General features: G+C 51.1%; 19 protein-coding genes. 7 read left to right on the top strand and 12 right to left on the bottom strand.

What is annotated here, in order from left to right; all coding sequences use genetic code 11:
• The 4 genes from hpt to nth all read left to right on the top strand — a co-directional run bounded on the left by hpt (window position 1) and on the right by nth (window position 2,538).
• A complete protein-coding gene (gene hpt, locus MJZ25_11205; GenBank protein MCQ2124742.1) occupies window positions 1–525 on the top strand; it encodes a hypoxanthine phosphoribosyltransferase in 525 nt (174 codons plus the stop codon).
• A 12-nt stretch (window positions 526–537) separates the two neighbouring features.
• On the top strand, window positions 538–1,035 hold the full coding sequence (locus MJZ25_11210; GenBank protein MCQ2124743.1) for a hypothetical protein: 498 nt from the start codon (window positions 538–540) through the stop codon (window positions 1,033–1,035).
• On the top strand, window positions 1,032–1,817 hold the full coding sequence (cysE, locus tag MJZ25_11215; GenBank protein MCQ2124744.1) for a serine O-acetyltransferase: 786 nt from the start codon (window positions 1,032–1,034) through the stop codon (window positions 1,815–1,817). The genes MJZ25_11210 and cysE overlap by 4 nt, the downstream gene beginning before the upstream one ends.
• Window positions 1,818–1,902: 85 nt before the next feature.
• On the top strand, window positions 1,903–2,538 hold the full coding sequence (gene nth, locus MJZ25_11220) for an endonuclease III (protein ID MCQ2124745.1): 636 nt from the start codon (window positions 1,903–1,905) through the stop codon (window positions 2,536–2,538).
• Between the two features lie 66 nt (window positions 2,539–2,604).
• Here nth and MJZ25_11225 read toward each other — a convergent pair whose 3' ends face one another.
• The 6 genes from MJZ25_11225 to MJZ25_11250 form a co-directional block, all read right to left on the bottom strand.
• Window positions 2,605–3,537, bottom strand: coding sequence for an SDR family oxidoreductase (locus MJZ25_11225; GenBank protein MCQ2124746.1), 933 nt, complete (start codon window positions 3,535–3,537; stop codon window positions 2,605–2,607).
• 66 nt (window positions 3,538–3,603) lie between these two features.
• Complete coding sequence (locus MJZ25_11230) at window positions 3,604–4,638, bottom strand: GGDEF domain-containing protein (protein ID MCQ2124747.1); 1,035 nt, start codon at window positions 4,636–4,638, stop codon at window positions 3,604–3,606.
• A 68-nt stretch (window positions 4,639–4,706) separates the two neighbouring features.
• A complete protein-coding gene (locus tag MJZ25_11235) occupies window positions 4,707–5,561 on the bottom strand; it encodes a type III pantothenate kinase (protein MCQ2124748.1) in 855 nt (284 codons plus the stop codon).
• Window positions 5,562–5,601: 40 nt separating this feature from the next.
• Window positions 5,602–6,465, bottom strand: a complete 864-nt coding sequence (gene nadC / locus MJZ25_11240; GenBank protein ID MCQ2124749.1) for a carboxylating nicotinate-nucleotide diphosphorylase — start codon at window positions 6,463–6,465, stop codon at window positions 5,602–5,604.
• Between the two features lie 34 nt (window positions 6,466–6,499).
• A complete protein-coding gene (locus MJZ25_11245) occupies window positions 6,500–7,951 on the bottom strand; it encodes a sugar transferase (protein MCQ2124750.1) in 1,452 nt (483 codons plus the stop codon).
• 76 nt (window positions 7,952–8,027) lie between these two features.
• Complete coding sequence (locus tag MJZ25_11250; GenBank protein MCQ2124751.1) at window positions 8,028–9,317, bottom strand: homoserine dehydrogenase; 1,290 nt, start codon at window positions 9,315–9,317, stop codon at window positions 8,028–8,030.
• Window positions 9,318–9,471: 154 nt separating this feature from the next.
• On the opposite strand from MJZ25_11250, the gene MJZ25_11255 reads away from it, so the two are divergent.
• Window positions 9,472–10,644: a sugar transferase gene (locus MJZ25_11255; GenBank protein MCQ2124752.1), complete on the top strand. Its 1,173-nt coding sequence runs from the start codon at window positions 9,472–9,474 to the stop codon at window positions 10,642–10,644.
• Between the two features lie 146 nt (window positions 10,645–10,790).
• Window positions 10,791–12,935, top strand: coding sequence for a glycosyl hydrolase (locus tag MJZ25_11260; protein MCQ2124753.1), 2,145 nt, complete (start codon window positions 10,791–10,793; stop codon window positions 12,933–12,935).
• A 129-nt stretch (window positions 12,936–13,064) separates the two neighbouring features.
• Here MJZ25_11260 and MJZ25_11265 read toward each other — a convergent pair whose 3' ends face one another.
• The 6 genes from MJZ25_11265 to MJZ25_11290 all read right to left on the bottom strand — a co-directional run bounded on the left by MJZ25_11265 (window position 13,065) and on the right by MJZ25_11290 (window position 19,912).
• Complete coding sequence (locus MJZ25_11265) at window positions 13,065–13,703, bottom strand: hypothetical protein (protein ID MCQ2124754.1); 639 nt, start codon at window positions 13,701–13,703, stop codon at window positions 13,065–13,067.
• Window positions 13,704–13,838: 135 nt separating this feature from the next.
• Entirely contained in the window at window positions 13,839–14,648 is an 810-nt protein-coding gene (gene murI / locus MJZ25_11270) for a glutamate racemase (GenBank protein MCQ2124755.1), read from the bottom strand.
• A gap of 3 nt (window positions 14,649–14,651) precedes the next feature.
• Window positions 14,652–16,901 carry a UvrD-helicase domain-containing protein gene (locus MJZ25_11275; GenBank protein MCQ2124756.1) on the bottom strand — a complete coding sequence of 750 codons (2,250 nt, stop codon included), beginning with the start codon at window positions 16,899–16,901 and terminating at the stop codon, window positions 14,652–14,654.
• A 39-nt stretch (window positions 16,902–16,940) separates the two neighbouring features.
• Entirely contained in the window at window positions 16,941–17,969 is a 1,029-nt protein-coding gene (locus MJZ25_11280) for a flippase-like domain-containing protein (protein ID MCQ2124757.1), read from the bottom strand.
• A complete protein-coding gene (locus MJZ25_11285) occupies window positions 17,962–19,122 on the bottom strand; it encodes a glycosyltransferase family 4 protein (protein ID MCQ2124758.1) in 1,161 nt (386 codons plus the stop codon). The genes MJZ25_11280 and MJZ25_11285 overlap by 8 nt, the downstream gene beginning before the upstream one ends.
• Before the next feature lie 10 nt (window positions 19,123–19,132).
• Window positions 19,133–19,912 (bottom strand): class I SAM-dependent methyltransferase, encoded by a 780-nt coding sequence (locus tag MJZ25_11290; protein ID MCQ2124759.1) that lies wholly within the window; start codon window positions 19,910–19,912, stop codon window positions 19,133–19,135.
• Window positions 19,913–20,199: 287 nt separating this feature from the next.
• Between MJZ25_11290 and MJZ25_11295 the strand changes: the two genes are divergently transcribed.
• On the top strand, window positions 20,200–21,012 hold the full coding sequence (locus tag MJZ25_11295; protein ID MCQ2124760.1) for an RNA polymerase sigma factor RpoD/SigA: 813 nt from the start codon (window positions 20,200–20,202) through the stop codon (window positions 21,010–21,012).
• Window positions 21,013–21,576 lie beyond the last annotated feature (564 nt).

Raw genomic sequence — 21,576 nt, forward strand, 5'->3', positions numbered from 1 at the left:
ATGTACAAGATGTCCGAAAAGCCGATGATTACGGCAGAACAGATTCAAAAACGCGTAAGCGAACTGGCAACAGAAATTGCCAAGTCCTTTGAATTCGACGTAATCCTTTCGGCTTTGACGGGCGCCTACATGTTCACCTCCGACCTTAGCAGGGCTTTGGCCAACACCAAGCACCGCATCGCTTTCATCAAGGCATCCAGTTACGGTTCTGGAATGGAATCCTGCGGAAAGTTGAAAGTCAGCGGCATGGAACACCTTGACCTTAAGGGCAAGAAAGTTCTTTTGGTGGACGACATTTTGGATACAGGAAACACCATGTGTACTTTGGTTTCCATGCTGAAGGAATCTGGAGTTTTCGACGTTCGCACTTGTGTTCTGATGAACAAGGAAGAACGTCGCACCGTTGATTTCCACGCCGACTTTGTGGGCTTTGAAATCAAAAACGAATTTGTGGTTGGTTACGGCCTAGACTTTAACGAAGACTACCGCACCCTCCCAGAAGTTTGGACTTTAATTGAAGCATAGAGTTGAGGAATTATGGCAAATAATGATTTTGATGACGTCAGGCTTCACGCCACACAAACCATCGATGCTGTAGGCAGAAGCTATAGCAAGATCAGCCGTGGCAAGCGTTTTATTATCAACCTCGTTGTTTGCATGCTGTTCTTTGTTGGCGGCTTTATCACTTGCAGCGTTATGAACAACGTTCCCAGCGAAGGCACCATCGAACGCGTCGCCGCCCAGCCCGACTTGCCCAACAAATGCAAGTACCGTTACGATCGCGCCATGGAATACGCCATTATGCACGAATGCGTTTTCGCCAAGGGCACTCCCCGTAACGACGCTCAGCTGATCCAGCGAATCAACTACTGTACCTGCGCCCTCGAAGGCGTGCAGAAGAAGAAGCCCTACCAGAAGATGTTCGAAAACAACCTGGTGGATTTCACCTTCAAAATCCGCGAAGAAAACCTTTGCCAGGAAAACAAAGTTATTCCTACCCTCGAAAACGAAGAACCGGTTAAAGACAACAAATGACTTTAGAAGAACTTGAAAAGAGCATCCGCGAAGAAGCAGAAAAACTGTTGCAGCAGGAACCGCTGTCGGTTTTGATGATAAAGGAACAAGTTACTTCGAGAAAGAATTTCTCGGAAATGCTTTCTGTTACTTTGTCCTGTCAGCTGGCCGGTGAAGTCATCGACCGCGCAGAACTGGAAAGGATGTTCAACGCCATCTACGCCAAGTATCCGGAACTTGTGATGAGTGCTTGCAAGGACCTTCACGCCACCGTCATGCGCGACCCAGCTTGTACAAGTTACCTGGAGCCCATGTTGTTCTTCAAGGGTTTCCAAGGCTTGCAGGCTTACCGCGTGGCCCACGTTCTTTGGGAAGAAAACCGTTCCTTCCCCGCCAAGATGCTTCAGAGCATTATCAGCCGCAAGTTCGGCATGGACATTCACCCGGCAGCAAAAATCGGCTACGGTCTTTTGATTGACCACGCCACCAACATCGTGATTGGTGAAACCGCAGTCATCGGCAACAACGTTTCCCTGCTTCACGGTGTCACCTTGGGCGGTACCGGTAACGAAGTGGGCGATCGCCACCCGAAGCTTGGCGCAGGCGTCATGGTGGGCGCACACGCACAGCTCCTAGGCAACATCCACATCGGCGACGGAGCCAAGATTGGCGCAGGCGCGGTTGTGGTCAGCGATGTTCCTGCACACACCACTTACGCAGGCGTGCCCGCAGTTCAGGTGGGTCGTCCCCACGACGAAATGCCCAGCTTCAACATGCAGCAGGACTTCACCCGCGACGCGTAAGCAGCCACACGTTCTGTCATTGCGAGGAGCACAGCGACGAAGCAAACGAAGCAGGCTCTACATAACGTTCAAAAGCAGAACTAATATGAAGAGAACTGAGAAAATCACATTCATCAACGAGAAGTTGGACGAGTTATTTCCCAACCCGCCCATTCCCTTGAACTTCAGCGATCCGTTTACCTTGCTTATTGCCGTAGCTCTCAGCGCCCAATGCACTGATGCCCGCGTAAACCTGGTTACTGCAGAACTTTTCAAAGTCGCCAACACCCCCGCCAAGATGGTGGCCCTGGGAGTAGACAAGATTGCAGAATACATCAAGACCTGCGGCCTCTACCAGAACAAGAGCAAGAACATTTACAAGCTCTCCCAGATTCTCGTAGAAAAGTACAACGGCAAGGTTCCCCAGACTTTCGAAGAATTGGAGGCCCTTCCTGGCGTCGGCCACAAGACCGCCAGCGTCATGATGATTCACGCCTTCAAAACACCGGCCTTTCCTGTGGATACCCACATCCACCGCCTGGCCGCCCGCTGGGGGCTTTCCAACGGTTCCACCGTGGAGCGCACTGAAGCAGACCTGAAGAAAATCTTTCCTCCCGAAGATTGGGAAAAGAAGCACCTACAAATTATTTTGTTTGGAAGAACTTACTGCAAGGCAACAGGCCACAAGGTGGACCAATGCCCCATCTGCAGCGTTGTAGGCTGCAAGCCATTCTCTAAATAAAAAATCGAGCACCAAATAAAAAAAAGCGAGCATCAACTGCCCGCTTTTTAGTTTCACAAGACCTCACTACTTCTTCAGCAATTCATCAAAGTAGCAGATAGTCTTTTCAAGACCCTTGCGCAGAGGAATGGTGGGTTCCCAACCGAGAGCGCTCTTTGCCAAGTCAATGTTGGGGCGACGCATCTTGGGATCGTCACCCGGCAGCGGCTGGTAAATAATCTTACTCTTGGAACCGGTAAGGTCAAGGACTTCCTTGGCCAATTCCAGCATGGTGAATTCACCCGGATTGCCAATGTTCACAGGTCCAATAATCTTGTCCTGGTTCATCATGCGGACAAAGCCTTCGATAAGATCGTCCACATAGCAGAAGCTGCGGGTCTGGGAACCGTCGCCATAAATGGTAATGTCCTGGCCCTGCAAAGCCTGCACGATAAAGTTGGAGACCACACGGCCATCGTTAGGCAACATGCGGGGGCCATAGGTATTGAAAATACGGACGATGCGGATATCCACATTGTTCTGGCGGTGATAATCCATGAACAAGGTTTCTGCAACGCGCTTACCTTCGTCGTAGCAGCTGCGGATACCGATGGGGTTCACATTTCCCCAATAGTCTTCAGTTTGCGGATGCACGGCCGGGTCACCGTAGACTTCGCTGGTACTTGCCTGAAGAATACGGGCGTGAACACGCTTTGCCATGCCAAGCATATTGATAGCGCCCATGACGCTAGTCTTGATGGTCTTTACCGGATTGAACTGGTAATGCACCGGGCTTGCAGGGCATGCCAGGTTGAAAATGCGATCCACTTCCAAAAGGATGGGTTCCGTCACATCGTGGCGGATAAGTTCAAAGCACTTGTTATCGCGGAGGTGAGCCACGTTAGCCATACGGCCGGTGAAGTAGTTATCCAGGCAGATAACCTCATGGCCATCGTTCAGCAAACGTTCACAGAGATGACTTCCTAAAAATCCTGCCCCACCAGTAACTAAACAGCGCATATAAACTCCAAAAATTTACAGCTATAATATAACTTTTTCTTGGAGTTGTTTTTCGGAAACATTGGACTAGTTGATTGTATTCACAATCTGGTTCTTGCCGTGATTTTTACCCCAATAGAGCATTTCATCCGCTTCACGAATATACTTTTCGTAGTCCGAGATATCATCACCTGTACGAATACCAATAGTCACTGTAACAGACAACTTCTGCCCCATACATTCCACATGCCTATTTTTCAGGCATGACCTAAGCCTTTCCATAATAAACACGGTTTCCTCGTTATCCATCAAGGGCAGGTAAAGGATGAATTCCTCACCACCCCAACGCACAGCAACCGCATTGGGAGGCAGGCATTCCTTAATGCACCAGCTCACAAGTTCCAAAATCTTGTCGCCAGTTTCATGTCCGAAGGAATCATTAAAGTTCTTGAAGTTGTCCACATCAATCATCGCAACGGAGAAAACACTTTCCTTTTCCTCCTTGCTACGTTTCATGATTCCTTCAAAAAAGCGGCGGTTGTAAAGCCCGGTAAGCATATCGTGGTTACTGGTAAAAGTCAGCTTATCCCTCGTAGCCTTCAGCACCAGCAAGTACAAATTGGAGATATAGAACAGGGTGAACATGGTGATGACCAAGTTAATGATAGACACAACATTCTTCCATTCAAGAACAACATCCTTGTACTCCGGGAACCAAAAGAACTGTACAACATCGATATAGCCAATACCGATTGCAAAAATCACACCTATAAACTGATAAACATGTTTATACTTATTATCAGTGGGCAAAAGGAAAAAGACAACAGCCACCATGCCGACAACATAATAGATGTAGTCAAAATTACCACCGGAAATACATTCGCTAATGAGGGAGAAGCCAACAATTTCAAAGTAGGCAAAGACAATCTGCAAGTCCTCGTTTTTTCTGAAAAACGTCAAAAAGATCACATAGAGAAATGCACTCAGGCAGTTCAGAGAAACAAGCGGTTCGATTCCAATTTTTGCAAAGAAGACCACATTAAATACGTGCACCAGCAGGCACATCAACAAGAACACAAAGGTCTTGTGCAGAGAAAGCTTCTTCAAACTCTTTTCAAACATCCAAAAACTCCTACAGCGGGGTTTACTGTAAGAATATAATAAGTTTTTGAAACAAAGTAAAGAAAAATTTATTCTTCTTCGGAATCTCGGCCAGATTCAGCCGATGCACCGGCACCATTCAAGGCTACCAGGCGGATACCGCGAAGGGTCAGGAAGGGGTCGTACTTGTCGATCAGGTTGGTACGGCGGGCAATGGTCTTGCCCCAACCACCGGTAGCATAAACCGGCATATCTTCGCAGCCCACTTCCTTCTTGATCTTTCCGATCAGAACTTCAAGCTGAGCCAGGAAGCCGTACAAGAGGCCAGCACGGATGGCGTCGTCTGTATTGTCGGCCACCACATTTTCCGGCCATTCAATAGTCACAGGGAGCAATCGGGCAGCCTTTTCGGTCAAGGCGTCCAAGCTTGCATTAATGCCTGGGATAATCACACCGCCAGCAAAGGCGCCATTCTTCATGACGTCGAAAGTGGTTGCGGTACCCATGTCCACGATGACGGCATTTTCAAAACCGGCATCACGCATGGCGATTACGTTGCAGAGTCGGTCAGCACCCGCCATGGACGGATTCTGGTAATCAATCTTGAGGCCCAGACAATTCTTGGAGTTCACCACCTGCACATGCTTCTTCAGCAAGGAATCCAAAGCCTTGATCCACGGGCGCTCCAAAGCAGGCACCACCGTAGAAAGACCTACATGGGTGATTTCTTCGGGACTGATCTTGGAGAAACCAAGGAGGCCGCCCACCTTGTTCATCACTTCGTCGGAAGTGGTTTCCTTGCGGGTAGTAAGGCGCCAGTAATCCACCACCTTGGTGCCCTTGAAGATACCAAGTACGGTGTGGGAGTTACCTACGTCCACCACGCAGATTACCGGTTCCTTTTCGCGAGCCTTGCGCACAACCTTTTTCTTCTCTGGAGACATCTGAGCGATTACCTCGTTCCTCGAACCTGGAGCCTCGCGCCTAAATACGCATGGAGATGTCGAGAGCCTTCACGCTATGAGTGAGGGCGCCGACAGAAATGAAGTCCAGACCGAGAGTTGCGATTTCCTTGGCACGTTCCAGAGTCATATTGCCGGAACCTTCCACCAGGCACTTGTCACCGCTTTCCTTGATGATCTTGAGAGCTTCGCCCATCATTTCGTTGCTCATGTTGTCCAGCATGATAACGTCCACACCCTTGTTCAGGAGGGCGCGAAGCTGGTCGAAGTTTTCCACTTCCATTTCCACCATGAGGTTCTGGGTGTTGTTCTTCTTCACCACGGCGAGAGCTTCCAGTACGCCACCTGCTGCGGCAATGTGGTTGTCCTTCACCAGGACCATGTCGAAGAGGCCCATGCGATGGTTGGAACCGCCGCCTACGCGAACGGCATACTTCTGCAAAGTACGGAAACCGGGAACAGTCTTACGGGTATCGAGAACCTTGGTCTTGCCGCCCTTCAATGCTTCCTGGAAAGTGTGTGCAACAGTTGCCACGCCGGAGAGCTGCTGGATGAAGTTGAGCAAGGTACGTTCGCCAGTCAAAAGTTCGTGGGTGGTGCCGTCAAGTTCGGCAATCAGGTCACCCTTCTTCACCACGTCACCATCCTTCTTGTGGAGGGTCACGGTAGCGTTGGCCTTCATTTCCTTGAAGACCAGTTCGATAATCGGGAGGCCAGCCACAACGCCATCTTCCTTGGCAATGAGGCGAGCATGCTGCTTCTGGTCGGCGGGAATGGTCCACATGCTGGTCACGTCGCCAGTGCGAACGTCTTCGGCCAAAGCCAGGCGGATCATGGTCAAAGCATCTTCTGTAGGAAATACCGGAGTAGAATTATCACCGTACATTTTTATCTCCTGCGCTTGTCGCGCGACGCTGCAGTTACTGCGCGCCCTTACCAGTTAAAACAACATAAACAGTACGAACGAGAATCTGGAAATCCAACAAGAGGCTCATGTTCTCGTAGTAATACATATCGTACTTAAGCTTGATCTTCACGTCTTCGGTGCTGGTATCGTAATGATGGCACACCTGAGCCCAGCCCGTAAGGCCCGGCTTGATTTTAAGACGGCTAATATAGAACGGAATTTCTTCACGAAGCTTTGCAATGAACACGGCACGTTCCGGGCGGGGGCCCACCATGCTCATGTCGCCCTTAAGCACGCACAAAATCTGGGGAAGTTCATCAATACGGGTCTTGCGGAGGAACTTACCCACCTTGGTAATACGGGGGTCGTCCTTGGTAGCCCACTGGGCGCCAAACTTTTCTGCATCGGTGCGCATGGTACGGAACTTGTAGACCATGAAGGGCTTGCCGTACAAACCAATACGTTCCTGGGAATAGAAGATTGGACCGTGGTCTTCCAGCTTGATAGCGATTGCAGCAAAGAGGCAAACCGGCAGGGAACAAATTCCAAGGAAAGCACCAAAGCAAATATCGACGATACGCTTGACGCGGACCTGCCAAGGCGGCATGGTGAAGGGGAAAAGTTCCTGAAGTTCAAAACCGTAAACAAGGTTGGCCTTGAACTGGCCGTGAATCACATCGTAAAGCTCGGGCACCAGGTAAATATGCAGAGGACGTTCGCAGAGCCAAACCAGCACACGCATGATTTCCTGGGGGGAGTTACTTTCGTGGGCTATGACCACGCCGGAAATCTTCAAGTTCTTCACCAGGTTCGGGAGGTCAGAGTACTTGCCCAGCACGGGGAAACCAGCGAACTCGTGATCGATCACCTGGAAACGTTCGTCCACAAAGCCAACCACACGCTGACCGCGGGCGGGAGTCTTGGCCAAGGCCTCGGCAATCTTACGGCCTGATTCCGTTGCACCAAGAACGAGAATGTTGTTGGCACCATAACCCAGGCGCAAAAATCCACGGAGGCAACCATAGACCAACAGACGCAGACAAACTACCAAGCTAAGTGCAAAACCGCCATAGATGAAAATCCAGGGGAAGCGAGAACCGTAGAGGTAGCCACTGATCAAAGGTTCATTGGAGAACACCTTGTTCATGAACTCGGCACCGAACAAGCCGATAATAATCAGCACAATGCCAAGGGCGACCGCGCGGAGCACTCGCAGAATCTGGTGTGTTCGAGACTGAAGCAACCAGGACCTGTAGAGACCGGCGCAGGTAAACAGAACCAACCAGGCAACGTTCAACACAAGACCCATGCGGTAGTAGTCCACGAAGGACTTGCTGGGGTCAAACTTGTCTACAATCCAACCACTGTGGAATTGAACCCAAAACGCCAAGCCAAAGCAAATGGACAGGGCCACGAAGTCCGACAGGACTACGAGAACTCTTTCCAATGTGGTAGCTCGAATCATAATCACACCAATACTGAGAAAAACAAAAAATCAGAAGGGGCCGGGCGCACCCAAAAGCGAGCCCGGCCCAATTTCCTTAAGCCAAGAAGCGGATGACCTGGCTCTTTTCCACGATTTCAGCGAGAGCGTCGATGGCGTCCACAGCCTTCTGAGCCTTGCTGTCCTGGGTATTTTCGGTAATAACAACCACGGAAACCTTACCCGGATCCTTGACGTTCTTCTGGATGATGGTTTCGATGGAGATGTTGTTATCAGCGAGGATCTTGGTGATCTTGGCGAGAACACCGCAAGCGTCGCGGGAAGTAAAGCGGAGGTAGTAGCGAGCGCTGGTTTCAGAAATGGGAACGAGCGTTGCAGAATTTTCCACGTTGAACCAGCCCATGGGGAGTGCCTTGCGGGAACCGCTGTCGGTGGAGCGGGCCAAGGATACGAGGTCGGCTACAACGGCGGAAGCGGTGGGGAGACGGCCAGCGCCTGCACCAGTCTGGAGGGTTTCGCCCAGGTTGTCGCACTGGAGGTAGACTGCGTTGAGAACGCGGTTTACGCTGGAGAGCTGATGTTCCATGGGAACGAGGCACGGATGGACGCGGGCGTCCACACGGTCACCTTCGCGGCGGTAGATACCCAGGAGCTTAACGCAGCAGCCAAGTTCCTTGGCGATTGCGATATCCTGGGCGGTAATCTTGGAAATACCGGTCACGTGAATCTTTTCGAAGTCTACGCGATGGCCGCTGCAGAGAGAAGCGAGGAGGGCGGTCTTGTGGGCGGAGTCGATACCTTCGATGTCGAAGGTGGGGTCAGCTTCGGCAAAGCCGAGGCGCTGAGCGTCCTTAAGAACTACGTCGAAGTCCAGGCCTTCTTCAGCCATGCGGGAAAGGATGTAGTTACAAGTACCGTTAATGATGCAGCTCAGGTTTTCAACAGTAGAACCGAGCAAGCCTTCCTGGAGGCTACGAATAATAGGAATGCCACCGCCAACAGCAGCTTCGAACAGCACATGCAAGCCTTTCTTTGCAGCCAGCGGGAAAATTTCGTGACCATACTTGGCCAGGAGAGCCTTGTTAGCGGTAACCACGTGCTTGCCGTTTTCGAGAGCAGCGAGGATCCACTTGCGGGGCATGTTGTAACCACCGGCAAGTTCCACCAGCACGTCGATATCGTTGGACGCGATCATTTCGTCGGCATTGGTAGAAGTCTTATAACCCTTAGCCTTGTAAGGAGCAACTTCTTCATCGGACTTGGCGCAAATGCAAGCCAATTCCATTTCCACACCGAGCTTTTCCTTATATTCTGCGATCTTCTGTTCGAGGATCTGAATAACACCGCCACCGACGGTACCTGTACCAATAAGACCAATACGCAACATATAGCGTCTCCATTTTAAAATTTTACGGCTAAAAAATAGAAAAATCCCCAAAAATGGCATTTCCCAAATCGCCAACAGGCACTATAAATCACACTACAGACAACATCAAGAAAAGACATTTGCAAGCAAATAAAAAGTTTATATATTTGAGCCCATGGAACAGCAATCCGTAAATCCAGCCATTGGCTCCATCCTCGACGAGCAAAAGCTAAAGAACATCGTCTATCCGGCGAAGTTGTTCAGGGCACGTCTGAACGAGGAATTTCTCAGGGCCAACCGTAGCTGCAGGCCGTTCCTTTACATCAAGATTTACGCACATCAGTACGACTTTTTTGGATGGGGCAGCCCCAGTTCCACCGTGGAAAAGACATGGCGAATCAGTATTCTCACCATGTTCTCCCACCTGCGATTTATCGATGTTCTCGGGTTCCTTCCTGACAGCAACGGTATCGGCATAATCCTGCTGAATTCCGACATGACAAAGCTTGAGGCAATCCGTAAGGAAATCCTGCACAAGCTGAACGACGCAGGCCTGATCCAGTCCCTCAGAATCAAGCCCCGCAAGCCCATTTTCGAAGCCTACCTCTATATGGGTTCCCAGGAAAAGACTAACCTGGAAATGCAGGCCAAACTGGACGAATTCAACAGCACCAATGGCGCATTCTTTACCCTGCAGCGTTTGAACCTGGACCAAATCTGGCAGCATCCCCACAAGATCCGCTACCGCCATATCATCAAGCGCATCGTGGACCTTACCTGCACCAGCGCCGCAATCGTGGTATGCTCTCCCCTCCTGTTGTTCTGCGCATTGGCCGTCAAGATCAGCGACCCAAAGGGTCCCATCATCTTTAAGCAGACCCGCGTAGGCAAGAACGGCAAGTTGTTCACCATGTACAAGTTCCGCAGCATGTACGCCGACGCCGAAGAACGCAAAAAGGCCCTTATGGCCCAGAACGAAACTGGCGGTAAGACTTTCAAGATGAAGAACGACCCCCGAATCTATCCCTTCGGCCGCGTCCTTCGCAAGTTCAGCCTGGATGAACTTCCCCAGTTCTTCAACATCATCAAGGGCGACATGTCCATCGTGGGTCCCCGTCCGCCTATTCCCTCCGAAGTGGCAGAATACGAGCCGTGGCACCGCATGCGTTTGTCTGTAACGCCGGGCCTCACCTGCATTTGGCAGGTCAGCGGTCGCAGCAATATCAGTTTCGAAGGCCAGATGCGCTTGGATAACGACTACATCCGCCGCGACGGCAAGATCGGTGACGACTTCAAGCTTATCTTGAAAACATTTAAAGTCGTGTTCAAGGGCGAAGGCGCTTACTAATACCGCTTGGCTCGTTCATTTGTAGGGAACGGGCCTTTCATTTTCTTCTTATCTAAAACTCACGTTTTGACCTTTGGTCGCAAAATTTTTTAGATTGCGGTTTGGTCGTATGGGTATATCGAAATATATCCAATAAGGAGTTTTGGATGAAGAAGATTATTATTCCCGCAGTCCTTGCCTCTGCGATGGTTGCCTCTGCAGCTACGGTAACAGTAAATCCGACAGCAACAAAGCAGTCCGTCATCGGCTTCGGCGGCGGCAGCGTTTATTACCAGAACTGGATTGCCCACCTTCCCGCTGCAGACCAGCAAGAACTTTTCGATACAGCATTCGTTGGTTTGAACCTTTCCATTTTGCGTATCGGCAACTGGCTCCAGGATGAATCCAAGGACCTTTCCGAAGACTTGGCCATCATCAAGGCAGGCAAGGAACGCCTTGGCGACCACATGAAAATTGAAATGTCCAGCTGGTCCGCTCCCGGCAACTTGAAGCCCAGCGGCAGCGTCAACGGTTATGCAGGTTCCTCCAAGTCCGACAAATCCCTGAAGAAGGCCTCTGGCGACAAGTACGGTGCATACGCCTACACCGACTTTGCCAACTGGTGGAAGAAGAGCCTCCAGACCTATGCAGCAGCCGGCATCGTCCCGGACTACATCTCCCTGCAGAACGAACCCGACATGGAAGCTTCTTACGAAGAAACCTTGTTCGAACCCTCTGAAACCAGCGAAATCGCCGGTTACAAGCAGGCTCTTAACGCAGTCTACGACGCATTGAACGGCATGGCAAACCGCCCCGTGATTCTGGGCCCCGAACCTCTGGGCATCGGCTACAGCAATTTCCAGAAGTACACCGCCGAACTGGACCAAAGCAAGCTGGGTGGCTACGCCTACCATCTGTACCACGCAGGCGATGGCAACGACAACTCCGGCAACAACTACCTGAATCCCGAAAACTTCCGCAAGCCCATGAGCGAAATCGCCACGAGCGTCAGCGCCAGCGGCAAGCCCATCATCATGACCGAATTCTGCCCCATGCTTGATGACCCCCGCGAAGAAGACATGGTGGGCCTCGCCCACATCATGCAGGTCGGCTTTACCGACGGTCTCCTGAACGGCTACATCGCCTGGGAGCTTTTCTACGGATACCACAGCCAGATGATCGGCGTCTGCCCCGGTGCAGGCTGGGACCTGACTGGTAGCGGCGAGTTCGTTTGCGAAGGCAAGGAAATCAAGATCTTCCCAGAATACCACGCCATGCGTCACTACTCCAAGTTCGTGAACCCGGGCTGGAAGGTGATTTCCACAACCACCGCAGAAGCTGACCTTAAGACTGTGGCTTTCCAGAACGAAACCGCAGACTCCATTTCCGTCATCATCATTAACACAGGCAAGTCCGAAGTCCAGTTAGACAACCCGGCCATTTCCGGTTTCAACGTCGATTTCGCCATCCAGTCCAAGGAAAACGGCGCCAAGAGCAAGAAGATCACCGCATCCTCCTGCACCGTACTTCCGGCACGTTCCATCACCACCCTCGTCTATAGAAAGGGCGTCGCCGCCCCCGCAGCAACCACCTGTAAGGATGAAACCACCGACGCAGGCTACGTAGAACCGGTTGAAGTTCCCATCGACGACATCGTTGTGATCGACTACTCCAAGACCAACGACGTCACCACCTGGCAGGCCATGAGCGACGACCTCACCCCGGTCACCTACTCTAGCACCGCACTCGACGGTGTAAGCGGTTACGTAAGCGTTCCTCTGGCAGGTTGCGAACAGGCTGATTGCGGCTACAAGAGCCAGCTCCTGAACTTGAGCTCCGAAGGTGCCAAGGCTCTCAAGTCCTGTGAAAAGTTGGTCATCACCATGCGTAGCACCACCACAGACAACGCCTATGTGAACGTAGGCGCAGCAAACGGCGGCGACTGGATTGACTACGACTATGGTAAATTGGCAAGCGGAAGCAAGTGGAGCGAAACTTCAGTCCCGTTGGAAAAAGAAGGCGGCAACAAGTCCAACGCCCTCACCTTCAACAGCGACGCAAGCGGCATCTACATTGCAAAGATCGTGGGCACCGGCTGCACCACCAAGTCTACCGCAATCCAGCCTAGCCTCAAGTACGCTGCAAACGACAGCCACATGGCAGCAAAGCTCTTCGACCTGAACGGCAACCTCCTCTGGAGCGGCATCAAGAGCCAGGCCATGAACGACAAGGGCACCCTCCGCCTGAACGTTCGTCAGGGTACCTACCTGCTGAAGACCAAGTCCAGCACCATCAAGGCTATCAAGAAGTAAACCAAAAGCCGCCCTCCCGGCGGCACCTTCTTTCAAAACAGCAAATAAAAAAAAGGGCCGCTTTTAAAGCGGTCCTTTTTTATGATGGTTGTCGCGGCGTTGGAGGAATCCAAGCTCGCGTCCCAGTCATTAACCTTCTTCCAAGGCTTCCTTGTATTCGTCGACGGTAGCGATGTATTCGTCGATCATGTCTTCCTTGGAATCCAGGTAGGCAAGAATCTGTTCCAGGTGTTCCTTCTGGAATACAGCCTTGAGCTGGCGGGAAGCGTGACCACGGTAGCCCCATTCCTTGAGGATTTCGTCGGTAACAACGAAGGAATCGTTCATGGAGACAAAGCGCATGGGACCATAGACAGCCCAGTTGTGTTCCATCTGCATGCATTCCGGTTCCTGGAGTTCCGGATTGGCCATGAAGCGCTGGATGTGGCGGGTACGGACGTCCTTGATCTTGTCGATGCGCATGTAACCCATGATGAGGTACTTGTTGCGCATTTCGGAATCGCTCAAACCTTCGTAGCGGGTACCGAACAAGATGTAGCGGCTCTTGGCCTTGAGGATGGCGTTCACTGCCTTCACATTGTAGCAGCTCATGAGACCATAGGTGCTGGTTTCATAGTTGGGTTCATAGAGGAAACCCTTGCCATTTTCGTTCAACTGATCGCGTACAGGCATTTCGGATTGATGGCTAGTTTCAACGTAAAGCAAGCTTCCGGCGGCGTTGCCGCGGTAGTCCTGCCAACCATCAAGATTAATCTGAGTTTTTGGCATTTTTACTTTCCACACAAATAAGTTAAACTTTGACAGCCCCGAACCACCGCCCGGAGTCGTCCCTAGATATAAATGTTACAAGCGGACCGCGTTACCGGTCCGTCGTTTACCATTAAGCAATTTACAATTTACTTACTAAAAAGTCAACGACTCTGCGGAAATATCACGCATTCCAAACAAAAATGCGCCTTTTTCAAAGAATTTCGCCGTATCCGTGGTCAAAAAACTGGTCTTTCCATTTTTTGTAAGGCGTTCTTCCATCTCCGGATGACGGTTCAGGTAGTCCACCGTCTTGACGGCAACGATGTCACCCTGGAACACCAGGCGGACGTTTTCGGGCAGGGCCTTGCGGATGGCCCTTTCCAGAAGCGGGTAATGGGTACAGGCCAAAAGGATGGTATCGATTTCAGGATCTTCCTTCAACAGGGAGTCCACTTCCTTTTGAACAAAGTAATCCGCGCCGGAGGATTCGGATTCCCCGTACTCCACCAACGGCACCCACATGGGGCAGGCATGCTGCGTCACCTTGAGTTCCGGGTAGAAGTGGTTGATTTCAATCAGGTAGCTACCCGACGATACCGTGCCGGCGGTAGCAAAAATCCCGATGTGGCCGCTCTTGCTGAAAGAGCCGATTTCTTCGGCGGTGGGGCGGATGATACCCAGAACGCGACGGTCCGGATATTCAAAAGGCAGAACCTGCTGCTGAATACTGCGAAGGGCGCGGGCAGAAGCCGTATTGCAAGCGAGGATCACCAGGGGGCAGCCTCTTGCAAAAAGTTCACGGACGCACTGCAGCGTGTAGCGGTAAATGGTCTCGTAGCTTCGGGATCCGTAAGGGGCACGAGCGTTATCGCCCAGGTACAGGTAGTCGTACTGGGGCAGGGACTTCTGCAAGTCCCTCAGAATGGTCATGCCACCGAATCCGGAATCGAAGACGCCAATCATCGACTATGCGCCTTCCTTTGCGGCTACCATTCTTTCACGAACCAGGTGGGCCAAGTCATGCTTAGGATCCAGCTTCGGATTTTCAGCCATCAAGGCAGCCACATCCACCGGGTCCAAGATCTTCACGTTCACCTTGAGGGGCTTGGTATCCTTACGGGCTTCCCAGACAGCGGCGGAACCGGTAATCACCAGCGGCAACAGAATGCCATTGTTTTCGTAGGCGAAACGGAATGCACCGCTCTTGAAGGAGCCAATCTGGCCATTCTTGCTACGGGTACCTTCAGGGAAAATGAACACGCGGGGCGCAGTGCCACGTTCAGCGATAGCGGCACGGACACCAGCGGCGGCACCACCCTTCTGACGGTCCACCAGAATGCAACCGATACGGTGCATCCAGAAATTCAGGAAGGGGATCTTGCCCAGGGACTTCTTGGCCACAAAGCCGATGGTCTTCTGGATAGAAAGGAAAACGATGGGAATGTCGGCGAAGGAGCTATGGTTACCCACAACGAAAACCGGACGGTTCCAGTCCACCTTACCCAACACAGCCTGATTTTCGATGGTCAAGTCCACGCGGAGCATCTTCATGCAGAAATCCGCAAAGAACTGGATGCGGTCATCCACCCAGGCGTCAAAGCCCTTTTTGCCGTGGATCAGCAGGCCGAAAGGCACGCGGAGCATCTGGAAGCACATGTAGCCAAGAACGATGAGGCCAACTTTAAGCTTGAAAAGAATCAGCGGCATATAATATTCCGAATAAGGTTTTTCTTTTGGGAGGAAACGGGACCGGCGGAACTGTCGCAAACTCCCTTTCCAATATCTCTGCTTGCAATATAGCAAAACCAGAAACGCCTCGGCCCGGGTGACCCCCACATAATACAGCCTTCGTTCCTCATCCAGCTGGCGCTTTCGCTGCTCGCGGGTTCCGGTACATTCCCCAGGCGTAAGCTTTTCCGCAAGCCCCGCGTAATAGACCACCGCGTACTGGAGGCCTTTCGAGGCGTGTACGGTTTCCACATGGACTCCATTTTCCACCACGGCCTCTGCCGACTCGCCAGAGTCAAGCCCCACCTCCCCTATGCTATCGCCAAACACGGGTATGCCATAATCCCGAAGGGCCATTTCATAATAGAGGCGCTGGCGATTATAGCGGACCAGGATTGCAAAGTTTTTCCATTCCAAGTCGTACCCCAGGCGCAGTTCCTTAATGGAGGAAACCACCTTTACCATCTCCTCCACAGGATTATCCGAGGTCCAGACTTCCGGCTTGCGGTTCTCCCGATAGAGCGGATTTCCTCCCGAGCCCTTCGAGTTCCCCGCCCGCAAGGTCTTTCGAAGATGTACCGGCTTGTTGGTAAAGATCTTGTTGGCCAGATGAAGAACGTTGGGCACCGAACGGTAATTCCATTCCAGGCGAATTAACGTACTTTGTTTGAAATCATCCCGAAAGCGATTGATGTTCCCGATGTCCGCCCCACGGAATCCATAGATGGCCTGGTCATCATCCCCCACTACGAACAACTGCTTTCTATCGCCTAAAAGATTCTTCACCAGACGATACTGCGTTGGATTGATGTCCTGGTATTCATCCACCAGAATTTCGTGCCACTGTTCCTGAAAAAAATTTCGCGCATCCTCAAACTTTTCCAGCAAGCGGATGGCCATATAAATCAGGTCCTCGAAAACAACTTGCCCCGATTCCAGAACCTCGTCGCGCAGCGATTCCAGCTTTGCATTCACCGAAGATTTATAACCATCGGCAAAAAGATCCTCCCTGGAAATTTTCGTCTTCTTTAATTTCAGCTTGGTCAGCTTTTGCAAGAAATCCTTGCTTGCGCCATCTGTCGGCACAGGCATCTTCTTGAAACCAAGCAGTTCATAGGCATACACTTCCCGCGACGAACCATTGCGAAGCGGCTTATCCAGCCCCCCAACCGGGCAACAAGGAATTTTGCTCTTCAACATAAACAGCGCCAGCGAGTGAAACGTGCAAAGCCTTACCCCAGCATTAGGGAACAGCGCCTGAACGCGTTCACGCATTTCCGCCGCAGCCTTCGCCGTAAAAGTCAGCGCCAATATTTTCTCGGGTTCCACCCCGCACAAAATCCTGTACTGGATTCGCTTTGTTAGAACCGAAGTTTTTCCAGAACCGGCTCCTGCCAAAATCAAAAGTTGATAGTCATTTTCGTGGTCATGCAATACAGCAGCCCTCTGGTCCGGATTCAATCCGGCCAAAATGCTTTCGGCATCCATAACGCCTCGTTTTTTAAATCTATCTAGAAAAGGAAGGACTTACGCGTCCTTACCATTAGCGTCGCTTGCTTCGGCATTAGCCTTGCCGGAATCAGCCTTGGGGCCATCCAGCAAGAACACAAATGCTCCGAACAAACTAAGAACCAGGCTTACAAAGTAAGCCAACAGCTGGATCACTACAGATTCCAGGCTTGCAACGCCAGCCCTTGCGAACAAGGACTGAGCCAGCAATTCTCTGGGGCCGAAACCACCAATGGAAATGGGCAGGGCACTGATAATTGCAACCAGCGGAATGTAGTAGAAATACCAGGATATAGAAAGGTCTACGCCTACGGCCATACCGCAGAAGTAGTGTACGAAAATTCTCAAGGCCTGCGTCACTGCAGAAAGGCAGCTAATGCAAATCCACAACTTCAAGGAACGGAACTTCTGGAAGCGGGAGAACATGTGAATCAGGCGGCCGCTAATTTTTTCCGGCAGGAACTTCGCCATCATGGTGCTGATAAAGTTTCCCAGGCGGCGGCTGAACAAGGAGGCAAACAAGCAGCAGAAAACCACAAAGATCCAGATGGAAGGCCACATGAATGCGCGCTGGGCTTCGTCATGGACAAAGAACAGTACGCCCATGGCCAGGGCAAACAACGTAATAAAGAAAAGTCCGAACAAACGATCGAAGAAGGTGGCGGTAAATCCCGCACCCACGGAATCCTGACCACCCTGCATACGGATGTCGTAAATCTTCTTGGCGTCGCCACCCACATTGCCGGGCATGAAGTTGTTGAAGAACAAGCCCACGTGGTAAAGTTTCAGCAAGTGGCCATAGGACAAATGAACGTCCTGCTTTTCCAGCAACAGTTTCCACTGCAGGCAAGCCGTGAAGTTGGATGCCGCAAGGCAAAGCAACGCAATGACCAAAGGCAATACGCTCTTGCCTGAGAACAACTGGTACAAGTCATCGATGCTCCAGTCCGGAGCCATCACGATATTTCTGTACACGAAGTAGGCGGGAACAATCGTTACCACCAACTTCAAGCAAAATACCAGGAACGACTTCAGTTGCTTATTCATCAGCAACCTGTTCCACCTGATGTTCAATCAGGGCGTCCTGCAAAAGATTCAATGTCAGTTCAGCAGCAGTCTCCCAGCGGAACTCATCGGCATAGGACTTGGCCTCTTCTTCAAGGCGGGTGCGCAGGTCGTCGTCGCAATAGACGCGGTCCATTTCAAAGGCGCAGGCATCCTTGTCGCCAGCGGGGAACAGCAAACCTGTCTCGCCGTTACGCACGCTGTCGCGAAGACCCGGAACATCGCAGGCGATTGTGGTCGTACCAAGCTTTGCGGCTTCCACCACAGTCAGTCCCCAGCCTTCCTTGTAGCTCGTCTGCAACAAGGCGGTGGCGTTCTTCAAAAGCGCCCGCTTACGTGCGGCAGACACAAAGCCCAGAAGTTCAACGCGGTCCGTAAGGCCTCGTTCTGCAAGCCATGCAGGAATCTTCTTGAGGAGCGGGCCGTCGCCAGCCACCACCAGCTTCACGTCCTGATGCTGCTTGGCAAATTCTGCAAAACCTTCCAGCGCAGTCCAGATGCCCTTGTAACGGTGTACGCGGGACAGCCACAGGAAGTAAGGGCAGTCGATACCTTCGTCTTCCTCGGCAACTGCGGAGCCGGCAGCGTCGGAACCCTCTGCCACGCAATCGTCGGAGCCATTGTAGATCACGGCCACGCGGTCTTCCTCCACACCGATTTCGCAAAGTTCGCGCTTGGTGCTGGGGCTCACCACAACGAAGGGTTCCTTGCGGTAGAACAGCGGAATGATTCGTTCAAAGAACCATACCCCGAACGCCACCGGGAAAAACGCCTCGTGGAAAATGGAGCCACGCCACAAGTGATGCATCTGCACCAGAACAGGTTTCTTCTGCAAGTAGGGAGTAAACAGCGGGAGCTTGTTCAGGTCCTCCACCACTACATCAAAATCAAATTCGCGGTCTAGCTTGCGGATGTTCGCAGCAACAGTTAACTGGAAAAACAGATCGCCGCCCTTGCGGACAACCTGGATACCGTCCACCACTTCGCGAGGCTTTGCGCCAGGGAAACTGGTAGTGAACAGAACCACCTGATGGCCCATTTCGGCAATCAGGGAAAAGATTCGGTGTAGATGTTTTTCGGCACCGCCAGCGGCAGGGTGCAAACGATCTCGATAATTTACGACTAGGATTTTCAAGGTCTACGACTTAGGGCTTACGACCCAAGACTCCAATGCAAAGCTGAGTGTAATGCATAACCGGATGTGTAGCCAAGGAATCCAAGAGACGATCCTTCAGCTTCTGATAAGCCGTACCCTGAAGGGGATACTTCGGCAACTCGACACCCACCTTGAAACCCACTTCGCGAAGCATGCGATAGTAAAGGTTGGGGCGCATCCAGTCGCCGTATGCGTAAACGTTTTCGAAACCGGCATCGTTCATCAGCTTCTTGAGCTGAGGCATGGTGAACTGCTTTTCCCAACCGGCGAACCACTTGTCCATAGCAATCAAGATATGCTTGATTACGGTGTACGGGTGAACGGTCTGGGGAACATCGCAAAGGCAATGACCACCATGCTTAAGGATGCGGTAGTTTTCCTTGATAAGGGGCAGGGAATCCTTGAAGTGTTCTGCAAGGCCCTGATGGAAAACCAGGTCGAAAGTACAGTCCGGGAAAGGAGCCTTGAAAGCATCACCACGAACCAGGTGGAGGTTTTCCTGCAGGTTTTCCTTTTCACGGAGGGAATTCACAATCTTCAGACTATTATCAGCAAAATCCAGGACGTAGACATCAGCACCAAGGCGGGCAAGTTCGGCGCTGTCGCGGCCGGTACCAGCACCCACTTCGAGAATTTTCATGCCTTCAAGCTTGAAATTTTTCTTGATAGCTTCCAAAACCGACGGAGACGAAGGATAAACCTTGTCCATATCGTTCTTTTTCTGCCAAAACTTGTTCCAAACGGATTGATCGGGCTCTTTTATTGACATAACGGCAAAAATATACGAAAAAAGAGGAACACATATTTAAGCACCAAATGATTACAGCTGTTCAAAAACAGTGACCAAAAGTCATCAAAGAATTGTCACAATTAAATGACTATTTTATATTTTATGACAACAAAGTGTAGTTATTCATTGTTTTATGACAAAATAGGTATCGTAAATCACAAAAAATCGGCCAACCAGCACTTTAAACGCAAAACAATGCAAAATTTTACACTATTGGCACGCAACTTGCTTTAAAAAAAGCGATATTAAAGGAGTAAGGTTCTAAAATGCATATTGATTCTACTGATACTACTCTTAAGAGATACCTAGAAGACATTCGTCGTACTGCACCTCTCTCCCGTGAAGAAGAACAAATTCTATTCCAGAAAGCCAAGGAAGGCGACAAAATCGCCCGTAAGAAGCTGATTTCCGCCAACATGCGTTTCGTGCTGAAGGTGGCAATCCAGTACCGCGGCTGCCCCATTCCCCTGCCGGACCTGGTTAGCGAAGGCGCAATGGGTCTCGTACGTGCTATCGAATCCTTTGAACACACCCGTGGTCTTAAGTTCATTTCCTACGGCGTTTGGTGGATCAAGGCTTATATTACCCGCGCAATCAACGAACAGGGTAACCTGATTCGTCTTCCTGCAAACCAGCACCTTCGCGTGCGTAAGGCTTTGCACGAACAGTCCCGCGGTAAGGAAATTAACGAAGAAATCCGTGAATTGATCCAGATCGGTCAGCGCGGCGTTTCCTTCGACAGCCCGCTTAAGGCAGACTCCAAGGCAACCTACGCCGAAGTCCTCCCCGATGGCGGCGCTTCCAACCCGGAAGCAGAATCCGAAATCCAGAGCGTCGAAGCTTTGGCTCGTGAACTTATGGAACAGCTGCCCGAAAGAGAAGCCCGCGTTATCACCGGCATCTTCGGCATCAACCAGGAAGCTCCCCAGACTCTCCGCGAAGTGGGCGAATCCATGAACATCTCCCACGAACGCGTACGTCAGCTCCGCGACCAGGCCCTCCGCCGTATCCGTAAGGTCAACAAGACCGAATACCTGAAGGAAAAGAAGGACGCCTTCCTCGCCGCAATTAACAAGTAATTTTCCCGCATGTCATGCACTACGTGCCTGACACGCTGCGATTTGCTAAATTTCAATAGAAGACTCCCCAGGGAGTCTTCTTTTTTTAGATTGTCATTTCTTGACGTTTCGCTCAATGTATTTTTTCATCCATGAATGAAATCACGAAAACATACTACACATATATCCTATTCAACAAAAGACAAGGATGTCTATACACAGGTGTTACGAACAATCTCGTCAAAAGAGTATTTGAGCACAAGTCAGGACTACACGAAGGCTTCACCAAGAAATATGAAGTCAACAAACTTGGCTATTACGAAGGAATGATTTGTACGAAGAATTAAAAAGAAATTGCTAATAAAGAAAAGTCCTCGCTATTGCGAGGACTTTCTTAATTCAGGTTAATACCGCTTCGATTGCTTCGTCGCTACGCGACTCGCAATGACAAGCCAGCCGAGTGCAGCACGAACATTCATGTTCGTATTGCCGAGGCGCCGCAGTCAAGCGATTTATCGCAATGACAAGCTAGCCGAGTGCTGCACGAACATCCATGTTCGTATTGCCGAGGCGCCGCAGTCAAGC

Origin of the sequence: Fibrobacter sp., from assembly GCA_024399065.1 — a bacterium.
Taxonomy (GTDB): Bacteria; Fibrobacterota; Fibrobacteria; order Fibrobacterales; family Fibrobacteraceae; genus Fibrobacter.